11 protein-coding genes and 1 pseudogene are annotated in these 14815 nt (G+C 70.8%); 11 read left to right on the forward strand and 1 reads right to left on the reverse strand.

Annotated features, from left to right (window positions below; all coding sequences use genetic code 11):
- Positions 1 to 34: 34 nt before the first annotated feature.
- A complete protein-coding gene (locus tag NBRGI_RS16480; RefSeq protein WP_370627772.1) occupies positions 35 to 4045 on the reverse strand; it encodes a PD-(D/E)XK nuclease family protein in 4011 nt (1336 codons plus the stop codon).
- Between the two features lie 72 nt (positions 4046 to 4117).
- Between NBRGI_RS16480 and NBRGI_RS16485 the strand changes: the two genes are divergently transcribed.
- The 11 genes and pseudogenes from NBRGI_RS16485 (at position 4118) to mtnC (ending at position 14812) form a co-directional block, all read left to right on the forward strand.
- On the forward strand, positions 4118 to 4894 hold the full coding sequence (locus NBRGI_RS16485) for an alpha/beta hydrolase (RefSeq protein ID WP_029897254.1): 777 nt from the start codon (positions 4118 to 4120) through the stop codon (positions 4892 to 4894).
- Between the two features lie 5 nt (positions 4895 to 4899).
- Complete coding sequence (locus tag NBRGI_RS16490) at positions 4900 to 5196, forward strand: MGMT family protein (RefSeq protein WP_014987736.1); 297 nt, start codon at positions 4900 to 4902, stop codon at positions 5194 to 5196.
- Positions 5197 to 5244: 48 nt separating this feature from the next.
- Positions 5245 to 5994, forward strand: a complete 750-nt coding sequence (locus NBRGI_RS16495) for a VOC family protein (RefSeq protein WP_029897256.1) — start codon at positions 5245 to 5247, stop codon at positions 5992 to 5994.
- Between the two features lie 83 nt (positions 5995 to 6077).
- A complete protein-coding gene (locus NBRGI_RS16500) occupies positions 6078 to 7814 on the forward strand; it encodes an NTP transferase domain-containing protein (RefSeq protein ID WP_029897258.1) in 1737 nt (578 codons plus the stop codon).
- 82 nt (positions 7815 to 7896) lie between these two features.
- Positions 7897 to 8655, forward strand: coding sequence for a class I SAM-dependent methyltransferase (locus tag NBRGI_RS16505; RefSeq protein ID WP_029897261.1), 759 nt, complete (start codon positions 7897 to 7899; stop codon positions 8653 to 8655).
- 149 nt (positions 8656 to 8804) lie between these two features.
- Positions 8805 to 9005 carry a hypothetical protein gene (locus NBRGI_RS47485; protein WP_141691864.1) on the forward strand — a complete coding sequence of 67 codons (201 nt, stop codon included), beginning with the start codon at positions 8805 to 8807 and terminating at the stop codon, positions 9003 to 9005.
- 131 nt (positions 9006 to 9136) lie between these two features.
- Positions 9137 to 11328, forward strand: a pseudogene (locus NBRGI_RS43875) (arylsulfatase).
- Between the two features lie 104 nt (positions 11329 to 11432).
- Positions 11433 to 11780, forward strand: coding sequence for a DUF1330 domain-containing protein (locus tag NBRGI_RS16520; RefSeq protein WP_029897263.1), 348 nt, complete (start codon positions 11433 to 11435; stop codon positions 11778 to 11780).
- 118 nt (positions 11781 to 11898) lie between these two features.
- Positions 11899 to 13554, forward strand: coding sequence for a bifunctional S-methyl-5-thioribose-1-phosphate isomerase/methylthioribulose 1-phosphate dehydratase (locus NBRGI_RS16525; protein ID WP_029897264.1), 1656 nt, complete (start codon positions 11899 to 11901; stop codon positions 13552 to 13554).
- The gene (locus tag NBRGI_RS16530) at positions 13551 to 14126 is read left to right on the forward strand and encodes a 1,2-dihydroxy-3-keto-5-methylthiopentene dioxygenase (protein WP_029897266.1); all 576 of its coding nucleotides are present in this window, start codon (positions 13551 to 13553) and stop codon (positions 14124 to 14126) included. The genes NBRGI_RS16525 and NBRGI_RS16530 overlap by 4 nt, the downstream gene beginning before the upstream one ends.
- Positions 14123 to 14812 carry an acireductone synthase gene (gene mtnC, locus NBRGI_RS16535; protein WP_029897268.1) on the forward strand — a complete coding sequence of 230 codons (690 nt, stop codon included), beginning with the start codon at positions 14123 to 14125 and terminating at the stop codon, positions 14810 to 14812. Before NBRGI_RS16530 ends, mtnC begins: the two co-directional genes overlap by 4 nt.
- The last annotated feature ends 3 nt before the right edge of the window (positions 14813 to 14815 follow it).

Here is a 14815-nt window from a genome sequence, read left to right on the forward strand (position 1 = left end):
CCGTCGGCGAAGCAGGTACGGCAGTTCGGCAGAGTCACTCGTCGGTCACCTGCCTGCCGGTGTCCTGGACCGGGCAGCTGCCCGCGACCGCGCAGTGGCGGCAGCCGTCGTTGCGCATGGCCAGATAGCTGGGGCCCTGCGTGGCCGCCGCCGCGTCGTGAATGGTGTTGCGCCACTGGTCGAGTGCTTCGGGATCGAGCGGCGGCTGCATGCGCTGGGTCGCGCCCTCCTTGCTGCTCGGTTTGGCGACGTACACCAGTCGCGCGCCGCCCGGCTCACCGAGTGCACCCGTCGGGTCGCCGGGGTCGGTCGCCGAGTCCGATTCCGCTGCCTCGGCATCGGATTCGTCGACGGCGGCGTCCAGCGTACCCATCGCCGCCGCCACCTGATAGGTCGCCAGCTGGGCGTGATCGACCGCCGCCTGCTTGGTGACCGGCGTCTTCCCGGTCTTCACGTCCACGATCACGAAGCGGCCCTGCGCATCCCGCTCCAAGCGGTCGACCCGCCCGCGAATCCGCACGGGCAGTTCGTCTTCGGTGCGCGCGGGCAGCACACAGTCGACCGGCACCTCGACACCGGCCTGGGTGAGCTCGCCGCGCGTATTGCGCACCCACGCCATGAACGTCGCCAGCATCGCCTCGGTCCGGCGCAGCTCCTGCCGCGAATGCCAACCGGAGCCGGGATCGACCTGCTGCCAAGCCCTGTCGAGCGCGGCGCGCACCTGCGCCTCGGGCACCTTGCCTGCCAGCGCCTGCACCAGCGTGTGCACCAGGTTGCCCTTGACCGCGTGCGGATTGTCACCGTCGGTCCCGCCGTGCCGTTCCAGTGCCCAGCGCAGCGGGCAGGTGCGCAACAACTCGACCGTGGACGGTGAGAGGCCCACCGCGGTCTCGTCCTCGGACCACAGCGCACGCGACGAACTCAATTCGGCTGTGCCGTACCAGTCGTCGGGGTGCGTCCCCGGAACTCCGGCCTCGGCCAGGCGGGCGAGCTGGTGCGCCGCGCGCTGCCTGCGCTCGGGATCGGACTCGGGATCGCAGACCGCGCCACGCAATTCGGCCACCAGGGAGTGCATCACCAGGGCGCGTCCGGGGTCGGCGACCGGCAACGTGCCGGGCTCACCGTCCTCGTCGTGCCCGAGCAACTCGGACAGGAAGCGCGAGGGCACCAGGTCGCGTTCGCCCGAAACCGATTCCACGGCGGTGACCAGCAGCGAGCGCCGGGCCCGGCTGCACGCGACCAGCAGCAGCCTGCGTTCCTCGGCGAGAATCGGCGCGGCCCGGCTGACGTGCTCGCCCGCGTCGATCACGCCGGCCGTCACGTCGACCAGGTCCTCGGTGTCGAGCAGCGTGCCGCGCGGGCGCGGGTTCGGCCAGATCCCCTCCTGCACAGCGGCAACCGCGACGACGTCCCACTCCCGGCCCGCGGCCGCGTGCGCGCTGATCAGCGCGACGGCCTCCTTGGGCGCGGTCCGCGGGCCGGAATCGTTCGGAATCTCTTGCTGCGACAGATAATCCACGAAACCTTCGATGCTGGCGCGCGGCAGCCGGTCGACGTAGCTCGCGGCCGCGTCGAACAGGCCGACGGCGGCATCGAGATCACGATCGGCCTGCATGCCGACCGCGCCACCGCGTTCGGATTGGGCGACCCACCGTCGTTCCAGCCGTGACCCCGTCCACAGCGCCCACAGCACATCCTCGAGCCCCGCGCCGCGACGACGCGCCTTGCGTGCCCGCTCGAGCGCATCCAGCACCCGCCGCAGCGGCGCCGCCTCCACATCGGTCAACCGCTCCAGAATCTCCGGATCGCCCACCCCGATCAACAGATCCCGCAACACCTCCGCAGAAGACTGGTCAACCCCATGCCGCAGGACCCCACCCGCCGCCGCAGCGGGCGCATCACCCGGTGCGGTCGCCGTCGCGGCGGACACGTCACCAATCGCGGCCGCCGTCCCGGCAAGCACGTCGCCGGGTGCGGCTTCGTCGAGGACAGCACCTGTCGGGCCACTGGCCGCCGCGTCCGCAGCAGCTGCAGCGGTGGAAGACGTATCCGTCGCAGGCGCGGCGGTAGAAGACGCATCCGTCGAAGCTCCGGCAGCGGAGGCCGCGTCCGTGGCAGCTGCGCCGGTGGCGGCCACGTCCGTCGACGGCGCGGCAGTGGCGGCCGCGCCGGTCGAAGCTGCGGCGGTGGAGGCCGGGTCGGTGGAACCGGCGCCGAGGGTGGGCGGATCGGCGGCGGAGGGGCCGGACGGGGTGGTGTCGGCGGTCTCCGGGTCTTCGGGACCGCGCCATTCGACGTCGTCCGGGATCCAGTCGGCGTCCACGCCGTACCAGTCGGCGTCGTCCGCGGCTCGTTCGAGCGTGTGCAGGCTGGGCTCGGGCAGGGCGGCGCTCGACTCGAAAGTCTCGGCGGCGGGCTCGGCGGGCGGCTCGAATTCTGGGCTCGGCGTGGGCTCCTCGCTCGTTCGGCCGGAGCGGGAGCGGTTGCGTTCGGCCTCCAGCACGCTGCGGCGCACACCACGCCGCAGGCGCCGCAGCGTGATCTGGTCGGCGCCGCCGAGCGGGCCGGCGAGCAGGTCGAGGGCGTCGTCCGGACCGAAGGCCGACTTCTGTTCGCTCGCGAGCACCGCGCGCAACGAGAGCAGCATCCAGGCCGCGCCGCGACGCCGGGCCAGCGGGGTGTCCAGCGCGGGCTGCTGCACCGGCACCCCGGCGGCGAGCAGCGCACGGCGCAGCGGAGCCAGCGACAGCGGCACGGATCGGACGATCACCGCCATGCGTGACCACGGCACCGCACCGGTCAGATGCGCGCGCCGCAAATGGTCCGCGATCAGCGCCGCCTCCTTGGCGGGCGTGCCGAGCACCCGCACCCGGACCTCGGTGCCGTCGTCGGCCGGTCGATGGTCGCGGTCCGGTAGCGAAAAGCGTTGCGGCGCACTGCCCGGCAACCGCGCCGCGACCCGGGCCACCGCCAGTTGCACGGGTCCGCCGCAGCGATGGTTGTCCCGCAGCACGATCCGCTGGCCGTCGGGGGCGTCCAGATCGGCGACGAAGCGCGCGTCCGCGCCGCGGAAGGCGAAGATGCCCTGATCCGGATCGCCCGCGACGACGGTGGTGTGCGCGCTGTGCCCGAGCGCCTTGACCAGCATCGCGGCCTGCGGGTCCAGATGCTGTGCGTCGTCCACGAGCAGATACCGGATGCGGGCCCGTTCGGCGGCGAGCAGTTCGGCGTCACCGGCCAGCGCATCCAGTGCGGCGCCGATCAATTCGGCCGCGTCCAGCGCGGGCGCGGTGGCCTCCGGCGCCTCGACGCCCACCGACCAGCGCAACAGCATGGTCTGCTCGTAGCGCACCGCGAAGTTACCGGCCGCCACCCACTCCGGCTTCCCGTGCTCGCGGCCGAGCCGAACCAGGTCTTCCGGCCCAAGCCCGCGTTCGGTGGCGCGCAGCATGAGATCGCGCAACTGTTCGGCGAATCCACCGAGCGCGAGCGCGGGTTGCAGTCGTTCGGGCCACAGTCCGTCCGCGCCCGCCGCGATGTCGGTCAGGTCACCGCGCAGCATTTCGCGCAGCACCGCATCCTGCTCGGCACCGGTCAGCAAACGCGGCGGCGGATTGCCGTGCGCGGTGGCGTGTCTGCGCAGGACGGAGAACGCGTAGGAGTGCAGGGTGCGCGCCAGCGGCTCCCTGGTCGCGCCGGGCACTCCCCCCTCGGCGTCCGGGCCGGCCAACCGCGCCGTGATCGCGTCGCGCACGGCGCTCGCCGCCTGCTTCGAATGGGTGAGCACCAGCACGGATTCGGGGTCGGCGCCCGCGGCGATGCGCCCGGCCGCCAGGTCGACGAGCAGAGCGGTCTTGCCCGTGCCCGGCCCGCCGAGCACCTGCCAGGGTCGCCAGCCGGGACGCGTCGGCCCGGTCGCGGCGGCAGCATCCAACAGCACGCGAACGTCGGCGCCCCAGACCCGAGGCCGGGGTGCCGCCACGTTCCGGCGCACAAGTCGCACCGCGCTATCCGATCGCACCACGCGGGCTATTGCAACAGACACGACCGACACGCCGACGTCCCCCTCCGCACGACTCGCCCAGCGGGCCTTGCGCCCGCAGGTCAGAATGGACCAGTGTCAGCTCTTCATACCCACCGATTCGGCCCCGCCACCGGACCGGTCGTCTTGGCCCTGCACGGCGTGACCGGCCACGGCAAACGCTGGGCGGACCTGGCCGCCAACCATCTCCCCGAGGTCCGGATCATCGCGCCCGACCTGCGTGGACACGGCCGGTCGAGCACGCGCCCGCCCTGGACCTTCGAAGCCGTCGCCGATGATCTGGCCGAGTTGCTCACCGCCGAGGGCCGGCAGCCGGTGACCGTGGTCGGGCACTCGTTCGGCGGGGCGTCGGCGTTGTATCTGGCGCAACGTCACCCGGAACTGGTCCGACAGCTGGTGCTGCTGGATCCGGCGATCGGCCTGGCACCCGAATTCGTCGGCGATATCGCCGAGTCACTCGTGGCCGAACCCGACTACGCGTCCGTGGCCCGCGCCCGCGAGGACAAGCTGGCGTCGTCGTGGGCGGACGTGGCACCGCACATCCTGGCGGCCGAGCTCACCGAGCATCTGGTGCCCACGGCGCACGGCCGGTTCGGCTGGCGGATGAGCGTGCCCGCGGTCGCCTCGTATTGGGGTCAACTGGCACGGCCGTATGTACTGCCCCCGCGCGAACTGCCGACCGTCCTGGTGCAGGCGACGAAGGTACAGCCGCCGTTCGTCACCCCGGAGTTCCGCGCCGCGCTCAGCGCCCACCTGGGCGACCGGCTCACCGTGCACGAATGGGAGTGCGATCACATGGTGCCGCAAGAACTTCCGGCCCAGACGGCCGCGCTGATCCGCTCGGTGCTCTGAGCCCGGTGGCCACCACGGACGCCGAGGTCGAGCGGGTGCGCGCGCTGGTCGCCTCGATCCCGCCCGGCCGCGTCGCCACCTACGGCGATATCGCCGCGGCCGCGGGGTTGTCCACGCCGCGCACGGTCGGCTGGATCATGCGCACCGACGCGGCCGACCTGCCCTGGCACCGGGTGCTCGGCGCGAGCGGCAGGCCCGCCGCGCACCTGGCCGAGCGCCAGCTACGCCTGCTCGCGGCGGAGGGCACGCCGGTGCGGGACGGCCGAGTCGACCTGCGGGCGGCGCGTTTTCCGTTCCCCTAGTCCCGGAAATACCCCCGGAGCGGGTGGCGCGGCGGTTACCGTTGTTTCATGTCCACCCGCCTGGCGTGTGTCGTGTTCGATGCAGACCGGCCGCGGCTCGTCGCGGATTTCTGGGCCGAGCTGCTGGGGTGGGGCGTGACCATCGAGCGTCCGGAGGGAGTGGACGTCGCGGCGCCCGACCCCGACGGCGCCGAGCTCGCCCTCACCTTCGCGCCCGCGACCCGAACGAAGAACACCAAGAACCGCATACACCTCGATCTGGCCAGCCGCTCGATCGATCATCAACGGCTGCAGGTCGATCGGGCGTTGTCGCTGGGCGCGCGCCGGATCGACATCGGCCAGGGCGCGGTGCCCTGGGTGGTGCTCGCCGATCCCGAGGGCAACGAATTCTGCGTGCTGGAACCGCGCGAGGAGTACGTGGACACCGGCGCGGTGGCCGCCATCGTGGTGGACACCCGAGATCCCTTGCGGCTGGCCGAATTCTGGTCCACCGCGGCCGGCTGGCCGGTCGCGCACGGCGGCGCGCAGATCGCGGGTCTGCGTTCACCGACCGGACTCGGCTCCTGGCTCGAGTTCGTCCGCTCGCCGGAAGAGAAGTCCGGCCGCAATCTGCTGCACCTGGATCTGGCCTCCTACGACGACCAGGCGGTCGAACTCGCCCGGCTGCGCGCCGCGGGCGCGACACCCATCGCGCATACCGGCGTGAGCCTCGGCTCGATGCCGAGCCTGCCCCTGGCCGACCCGGAGACCAACGAGTTCTGTCTGCTGCGCCCGGCCCGCGACCGCTCGACGGCCTAGCCGGTCGGCCGCCGCCTCCCGGGTTCGTCGCGGCGACGAATTAGCATGACCGCCATGTTGTACCTTGCTCGAGGTCGTGCTGGGTGACCGCCGCGGACGCCATCGTGCTCGCCGGCGGCAGGGCGAGCCGGATGGGGGGTGTCGACAAGCCCGCGATCGTCATCGGCGGCCGCTCCATGCTCGACGCCGCCTTGGCGGCCGTCGCCGGTTGCGCACACACGGTGGTGGTCGGTCCGCATCGGCCCGAGTTGCCGGAGCCGATTCGGCAGGTACGTGAGGTGCCGCCCGGGTCGGGGCCCGTGTCGGCGATCGGCGCCGGGCTGCGCGCGCTCGGTTCGGCCGCGCCGTTCGTCGTCGTGCTCGCCGCGGATCTGCCGTTCCTGACCCCCTGGTCGATCACCGAATTGCTCAGGCACGCCGGGGAATCCGGAGCCGATGCGGTCTTCGCGGCGGATGACTCGGGACGGCCGCAATATCTGATCGGCGTGTGGCGGCGCACCGCGCTCAGCACCGCGCTCGACCAGCTGGACTCGCTGATCAACCAACCGATGAAAGCGTTGATCCCCGCCGACTCGGCGATCATCCCGCTACCCGGCGTCGCCGACTGCGACACCGACGAGCAGGTGCGCCTGGCCCGCGAGTCGGTGGCCCAGCCGCAGGCGGCGCACACCCTCGCGGCGGCGCGCACCGAGTTGCGCACCGGGCTCACCCGGCTGACCAGCTACGTAGCCGATCTGCGCGCGGTGCGCGGGGCCGCGCTCGCCGCGCCGTTGACCGCGGCCGGTCCACTGCCCCGTTTCGACGTCTCGGCGATGGACGGCTACGCGGTGGCGGGTACGGGCCCGTGGCGCTTGCGCCGCGATATCGGTTTCGCCGGCGGCCAGCGCCCGGTCGGCTTGCTGCCTGGCGAGGCGGTGCGCATCGCCACCGGTGCGCATGTGCCGGACGGCACCACCGGCGTGGTGCGCGACGAATTCACCGAGGTCGACGGCGACCGGCTGCACCGACTACCGGACACCCCGCTCCGCGACGATATCCGCCGCCGCGGCGAGGACCGCGAACCCGGGGATCTCGTTGCGCCGCAGGGAACTCCGGTCACCTCGGCATTGATCTCGGCGGCGGCGAGCGTGGAGGTGACCGCCGCGCCGGTGCGCGGGCCGGTGCGCGCCCGCATCATCATGACCGGCGACGAGATCCGCAACAAGGGCCCGCTGCACGCGGGCCAGACCCGCGACTCGATCGGGCCGATCCTGCCGGAGCTCTTGTCCTGGTACGGGATTCACGCCGTCGACCGGGTCCACCTGCGCGACACCCCGAACGGTTTCGACGAGGTGCTCGCCGCGGCGGCGGAATGCGACCTGCTGGTGATCGTCGGGGCGACCGGCGGCGGCGCGGCCGATCAGCTGCGCACCGCGGTCGCCCGCGCGCAGGCCCGGATACTGGTGCACCGCCTGCGCCTGCGCCCGGGCGGCTCCACCCTCGTCGCCGAACTCCTGAGCGGCACAACAGTCCTCGGTCTGCCCGGGAATCCGTACGCGGCGGTCGCCACGCTGCTGGCGCTGGCTCCCGCGGTGGTCGACGGCCGCACCGGCAGCACCCCCGGTCGCGCCCAGCTCGGCCCGCTGCACAACGCGGGCGAGATCTCCGGCCCGGTCCCCCGCATCGTGCCCGCGCGCTACGCCGACGCGGGGGGCTGGCTCGGTGATCCGCACGTCCGCACCGCCCACCTCGGCGGCCTGGTCGACCGCGACGGCCTGGTCGTCGTTCCGGCCGAGGCCGCGGACGGCGCGATCGTCGAGTTCCTGCCGCTGCCCAGGTGACCAGGCCGACTCACCGCCCCGACGGCCGGGTCACGGTATTCGGCGTTGCCACCGCGGCAACCGGCTGGCAATGTCACCGGACATGAAACGAAGCTTCGAGGATCTGGTGGCGGAGGCGAGCGCGGTCTCCGTGGCGGGCTGGGACTTCGGCTGGCTGGACGGACGGGCCACCGAGCAGCGGCCGTCCTGGGGTTATCAGCGCCTGCTGGGTGCGCGCCTCGGCAAAGTCGATGCGGCACTGGATATTCAGACCGGCGGCGGCGAAGTGCTGGCCGGCGCGGGGCAGATCCCACGACTGCTGGTGGCCACCGAATCCTGGCCGCCGAACATCGCCAAGGCCACCCAGCTGCTGCACCCGCTGGGCATCACGCTGGTGGCGGATCCGGACGAACCGCCGTTGCCGTTCGGCGACAACGCCTTCGACCTGGTGACCAGCCGGCATCCGGTCACGGTGTGGTGGCAGGAGATCGCGCGGGTCCTGCGCCCGTCCGGCACCTATCTGGCGCAACATGTCGGCGATGCAAGCGTTTTCGAACTGGTCGAATATTTCATCGGGCCGCAGAGTGAAGAAATTCGGCGGCAGCGAAATCCGGCGGACGATCGTGCGGCGGCCGAAGCGGCGGGACTGGAAGTCGTCGATCTGCGCTACGAACGGTTGCGCGTCGAGTTCCACGATATCGGCGCGGTGGTCTACTTCCTCCGGAAGGTGCCGTGGATGGTGCCCGACTTCACCGTCGACAGATACCGTGATCGACTCGTGACGATGCACGACGAGATCGAAGGAAATGGACCGTTCATCGCCCACTCGACCCGATTCCTAATCGAGGCGCGTAAACCCTGACCTCGCCGCGCACTGCCGTACTACCTGGGCGTTTGCCTAGGATCGCCGGTGCGACGTGCTTTTTTCACTTACCCTTTCGGAATTGCCATCGGCTCGCTATCGTGGGGAACGTTAGGCGAATAACAATCCCCGGAAAGGACCGAGTGGAGATGACTGAAAAGTCGAAGAAAGCGCCTAAGAAAATGCCGAGGCAGATGGATCGGCAGCAGCAGCAACAGCGCCAGGATCAGAACCAGAACCAAGGTATGAACCGAGGCGGCGCAAATTCTGAAGGCCAGCGCATGCCGAACCAGCGCCAGTCGGACAACGACCGGCGCGACGATGATCAGCGCAGGATGGGCCACAACTAACTGATCCACACCGCGTGCCGCCGGTTCACTGTGGAACCGGCGGCCGCGGTTGTGCTCGCTCTCCCCGTGGGTTACACGCACCCTGCGTGAAACGCTGGTGAGCCAGACATTCCGCCCTATCTACTGACGGGATGCCTGCTCCCTCCTGCGCGCGCGGTTACGAGTCCTTCGGCGGCGCCATCGGACGCACCACCGCGGACTCGACACCCGAGTGGACCTACCCGCCGACGGCGCCCGCGGGCGCACCCAACATCGTCGTGGTGCTGGTCGACGACATGGGGTACAGCGATATCGGCCCGTTCGGCTCCGAGATCGAGACGCCGACCCTGGATCGGCTGGCCGCCAACGGGGTCCGGCTGACGAACTATCACACCACCCCGCTGTGCTCGCCGTCGCGGGCCGCGCTGCTCACCGGAATCAACTCCCACCGTGCCGGTTTCGGCTTCGTCGCGAACGCCGATCCGGGCTATCCCGGCTTGCGCCTGGAACTCGCCGACGATGTGCTCACCCTGCCCGAGATCCTGCGCGACAACGGTTACGCGACCTACGCGGTCGGCAAGTGGCACCTGGTCCGCGACGCCACGATGCACCCTGCGGCACACCGGGATTCGTGGCCGACCCAGCGTGGCTTCGATCGCTACTACGGTTCACTGGAGGGACTCAACTCCTTCTACTACCCGAACCAGCTGGTGTCGGACAGCTCGCCGCACACATTGCCATGCACGGTCCGCTCCAGGCCAAACCCGCGGACCTGGCCAAGTACCGCGGCCGCTACGCCGAGGGCTGGGACCAGTTGCGGCAGAACCGGTTCGCCGCGCAGCTCGCACAGGGCCTGTTTCCCGCGGGCACCGAGCAGAAGCCGCGCAACACCGAGCCGGGTTACGAAGCCGCGGAATGGGATTCGTTGAGCGCCGCGCAGCAGCGCCGGTTCGCGCGGTACATGGAGGTGTACGCGGGGATGGTCGACAGCATCGATCAGAGCCTCGGCCGCATTCTCGACACCCTCGAACAGCTCGGCGAACTCGACAACACCATCGTGGCGTTCACCTCGGACAACGGCGGCACCGCCGAGGGCGGGCCGGAGGGCACCCGCAGCTACTTCGTCGGCTTCGCGCATATCGACGACCCGGACTGGATCGGCGACGTGCCGCACGACGAGGAACTGATCGGCACCGCGCGGCTCGGGGTGCACTATCCGCACGGCTGGGGGCAGGCGTCGAACACCCCGTTCCGCTTCTACAAGGGGCAGACGTTCGCGGGCGATGTGCGGGTGCCGCTGCTGGTCTCCTGGCCGAAGGGACTGCCGTGCGGCGCGGGCGACAACGGCATCCGGCACGAATACGCCTATGTCACCGATCTCGCGCCGACGCTGCTCGAACTCGCCGGGTTGCACCGCCCGAGCGTGCGTAACGGCCTGCCGGCCAAAGACTTCGACGGCGTCTCGGCCGCCGCCCTGCTGCGTGACCCGCAGGCCGAGACGCGGCACACCGAGCGGTATTCCGAGATGGCCGGACACCGCGGCTTCTACCGCGACGGCTGGAAGTTGCTGTCCCTGCACGAGCCCGGCGCGGACCTCGACGGCCCGCACTGGCAGCTGTTCGACGTGCGTGCCGATCCCACCGAATTGCACGACGTTTCGGACCGATTCCCGGACAAGGCGGCCGAGCTGGCCGCCGCCTGGGACGAATCCGCCTGGGCCAATACGGTTTTCCCGCTGCTCACCCGGCAGGACCTGGCCCGCAGACGCCCCGAGGAGGCGCGGCTCGGCGAGCCGTTGCGGCTGCTGCCCGGCACCCCGACCCTGGAGCGCTACCGCTCCCAGCGCCTGATCGCCTATCGCGATTTCACCGTCACGGCGGAGCTGGCCGGCTATCGCCCCGGCGACGAAGGTGTCCTTGTCGCACACGGTGCTCCGCTCGGCGGGTATCTGCTGTACATCGAGGACGGCTGGCTGGTGTTCGGGGTGAACAGCTACGGCCGCTACGACTCGGTGTCGACGGGTCCGCTGACGCCGGGAATCCGCCGGATCTCGGTGACCGCGACGGTCCGGCCGCACCTGCGCTGGGATTTCGGTCTCGCGATCGACGGCGTGCGGGTGGCGCGGCTCCGCGACCAGATCCAGCTGGTGGGCATGTCGCCGTGGACGGGCATCTCCGTCGGCGTCGACGCGCGCGGACCGGTGTCGTGGGAGCTGCGCGAGCGCCGCGGCCCGTTCCGGTACGGCGGCGAACTACGCGCGGTGACCTACACGCCGGGGCCGATCCGGGTGCCCGCGGGCACTATCGAGGCGGTCGATCGGGAGGCGGAATTCGTTGCGGAATAAGCGAACCGGCACTTACCCCGGAGGTAATTGTCCGGCCGTACCCGGCGTCCTACGGTCGAGGTGGCGTCACGATCCGGCGACGCCACCGAACAAGGGAACCGCTCATGCCCGCGTATGGCTTCGCCCATCTGCGTGCGCGCACGCCGCACGCCGACATCCTCGAATACCTGGAACGCATTCAGGACACTCTCGATCCGTTCCACGGGCGCTTCGTGATTCACGGACCGCCCGCCGAGATCGTCGAGGGCAGTTGGCCCGGGTCCATGGTGCTGCTCGAATTCCCGGATCTGGACACGGCACGGCAGTGGTACCACTCGCCCGCGTACCAGGCGATCATGCCGCTGCGCACCGACCACATCGAGGGCGATCTGCTGTTGATCGAGGGCGTCGGGCCGGACTACGACCCACGCGAGCGCGCGGCGAAACTGCGCGCGGGCGCCTCGGCGGCCTGAGTCCGGCGCGGCGCTTTCGGCGCCGGCGACCGGCGCGCGGCCGACTTTTCCCGGCTGTTCCGTTTCCGATACCGTTGACCAGGGACAACCTGGTGACATGCGGTAAAGGACGGGCTTGATGGACGACAGTTCTCTGATCTGGGACGACGGTGCGCTGGTCACCATCGACCAGCGTGGACTGCCGCACGAAGTCCGGGAACTGCGTTTACGCACGGTCGACGAGGTGATCGACGCCATCCGGGTGCTCGCGATCCGCGGGGCCCCGGCCATCGGCATCGCGGGCGCGTTCGGCGTGGTCCTCGCCACCGCCGCGCACACCGTCGACGGCGTGGTAGACACGGCCGCGGTGCACGCCGACGCCGACCGCATCGCGGCCGCACGGCCGACCGCGGTGAATCTCGCGTGGGCGGTGCGGCGGGTGCGCGCCGAGATCGAGCGGGGCACGGACGCCGTGCTGGCCGCGACCCTCGACCTGCTCGCCGAGGACGGCAGGGTCAACCGGGCGGCGGCGACGCACGCCGCGGATCTGGTGCAGCGACTCTGCGCGGACCGGCCGCTGCGACTGCTCACCCACTGCAACACCGGCCGCCTCGCGACCAGTGCGTTCGGCACGGCGATCGGCGCGCTGCGGGTGCTCGCCGAGCGCGGCGCTGTGGCGAATGTCCTGGTGGACGAGACCCGGCCGCTGTTGCAGGGCGCCCGGCTCACCGCGTGGGAACTGGCCGAAGCAGCCATCCCGCACCGGTTGACCATCGATGCCGCGGCAGCCTGGGCGATGGCGACCGGGCAGGTCGACTGTGTGCTCGTCGGGGCCGACCGCGTCACCGCCAACGGCGATGTCGCGAACAAGATCGGCACGTACCCCCTCGCGCTGGCCGCACGCCACCACGGCATTCCGTTCATCGTGGTCGCACCGGAATCGACCAGGGATCCGAACATGGTCACCGGCCGCGACATCGTGGTGGAGGAACGCGCGGCCGACGAGGTCACCGGATTCGGCGGTGTGGCAACGGCTCCCGCCGGCACCGCGGTGTTCAATCCCGCCTTCGACGTGACGCCGGGCGAGCTGGTGACGGCCGTGGTGACCGAGCTGGGTGTGGTGCACCGCGGCGCGGGCCTGCGGCCCTTGCCGGGCAAGGAGATCGCCGGGATCGCGCGCGAGCTCTATCAGCGGGGCTGGATGCCGGGGACGGCTGGCAACATCTCGGTGCGCACCGGTGATACCGCGGTGATCACCGGCAGCGGATTGTCCAAAGGTGAACTCACCGAACGGGATATGGTCACCGTCCGGGTCGTCGACGCGGCGCCGGTCACCGACCATGGCCGGAAACCGTCCGCGGAGACCACGATTCACACCGCTGTCTACCGCGCCACCGCGGCCCGGGCGGTCGTGCACATCCACCCGCCCTACGCCACCGCACTGGCGACCCGCCCCGGCGCGCTCGACGCGGTGACCACGATGCGGATCACGGACTACGAACTCATCAAGGGGCTCGGCGGCACCGATCCCGCGGCCATCGATATTCCGGTGTACCCCAACTGGTCCGACGTGCCGCGCATCGGCGCCGACATCGAGCGCTACCTCACCGACCATCCCGACGCGCCCCCGATCCTGTTCATCGCGGGTCACGGAATCACCGCGTGGGGGGACAATCTTTCCCAGGCGCGCGATCGCGCCGAATGCCTGGAAGCCCTGTGCGAGCTGGTCTCCCGGACCGGCCGGACACAGGCGTTCGGCGAGCGCGCGGACCCACTCGAGATTGGACTGACATGACCCTGCTCCAGGTGATGGCCGCCGACAACGCGGCCGACGTGCGGGTGCGAACCACCGACGACGAGCTGATCGGCACCGAATTGGCCGCGCACGGCATCACTTTCGGCCGTTGGCCGGTGTTGCCCGACGCCGCGGCGGTGTCCTCGGACGACCTGCTCGCGCACTACACCGACAACGTCGCCGAACTCAACGAGTCCGGACGCTACAAGCACATCGACATCGCCCGCATCCACCCCGACGACAGCGATCCGGAGTGGCCGCAGGTCGCCAAGGGCGCGCGGGAGAAGTTCCTGAACGAGCACCGTCACGCCGAGGACGAGGTCCGTTATTTCGCGGCGGGGCGCGGCTGCTTCTATCTGCACCTCGGGCACGAGGTGCTGGCCGTGGTCTGCGAGGGCGGCGACCTGCTCTCGGTGCCCGCGGGCACCCTGCACTGGTTCGACATGGGCACCCGGCCCGATTTCATCGCCATCCGGTTCTTCGAGGAAGCCGACGGCTGGGTCGGTGACTTCACCGGTGACCGGATCAGCGAAGGGTTCCCGACCCTCGACGAGCTGCTCGCCAAGTCATGATCACGACGATCGTCGTCGATATCGAAGGAACCACCAGTCCGACCAGCTCGGTGCGCGAAGACCTGTACGGCTACACCCGCGCCCGGCTGCCGGGCTGGCTCGCCGAAAACCGCGAGGGCGCAGCGGCGCCCATCATCGACGGCACCCGACGGCTGGCCGATCGCCCGACGGCCGACACCGACGAGATCGCGGCCGTGCTGCGCGGCTGGCTCGACTCCGACGTCAAGGCCGAACCGCTCAAAGCCGCCCAGGGACTGATCTGCGCGGAGGGTTTCCGGGCGAGCGAACTGCACGGTGAGTTCTTCGCCGACGTGGCGCCCGCACTCCGGGCCTGGCACGCGGCCGAGCTGACGCTGTACGTGTACTCGTCCGGATCCGTTCGCAACCAACAGGATTGGTTCGCCTTCGCGCGCGGCGGCGAGCTGGCGTCATTGATCAGCGGTTTCTTCGATCTGACCACCGCGGGCGGTAAGCGCGAGGCCGCCTCCTACGAAAAGATCGCGAGCACGATCGGCGTGCCCGCCGAGCGCATCCTGTTCCTGTCCGACCACCCCGACGAACTGGACGCGGCCGTCGCCGCGGGCTGGCAGGTGGTCGGCCTGGCGCGGCCCGGGGAACCGAACCCGCCGCGGCCGCCGCACCGGTGGGTGGACACCTTCGCCGATATCGAAACTCGCGCCGAATAGCAG

It is taken from the genome of Nocardia brasiliensis IFM 10847 (genome assembly GCF_000710915.1).
GTDB classification, from domain to species: domain Bacteria; phylum Actinomycetota; class Actinomycetes; order Mycobacteriales; family Mycobacteriaceae; genus Nocardia; species Nocardia brasiliensis_A.

Bases quoted from the DNA above. Each gene is read 5' to 3' on its own strand.
- NBRGI_RS16495 (WP_029897256.1), top strand. From the start codon at position 5,245: ATGTCCACCCGCCTGGCGTGTGTCGTGTTCGATGCAGACCGGCCGCGG.
- NBRGI_RS16505 (WP_029897261.1), top strand. From the start codon at position 7,897: ATGAAACGAAGCTTCGAGGATCTGGTGGCGGAGGCGAGCGCGGTCTCC.
- NBRGI_RS47485 (WP_141691864.1), top strand. From the start codon at position 8,805: ATGACTGAAAAGTCGAAGAAAGCGCCTAAGAAAATGCCGAGGCAGATG.
- NBRGI_RS16520 (WP_029897263.1), top strand. From the start codon at position 11,433: ATGCCCGCGTATGGCTTCGCCCATCTGCGTGCGCGCACGCCGCACGCC.
- NBRGI_RS16525 (WP_029897264.1), top strand. From the start codon at position 11,899: ATGGACGACAGTTCTCTGATCTGGGACGACGGTGCGCTGGTCACCATC.
- NBRGI_RS16530 (WP_029897266.1), top strand. From the start codon at position 13,551: ATGACCCTGCTCCAGGTGATGGCCGCCGACAACGCGGCCGACGTGCGG.
- mtnC (WP_029897268.1), top strand. From the start codon at position 14,123: ATGATCACGACGATCGTCGTCGATATCGAAGGAACCACCAGTCCGACC.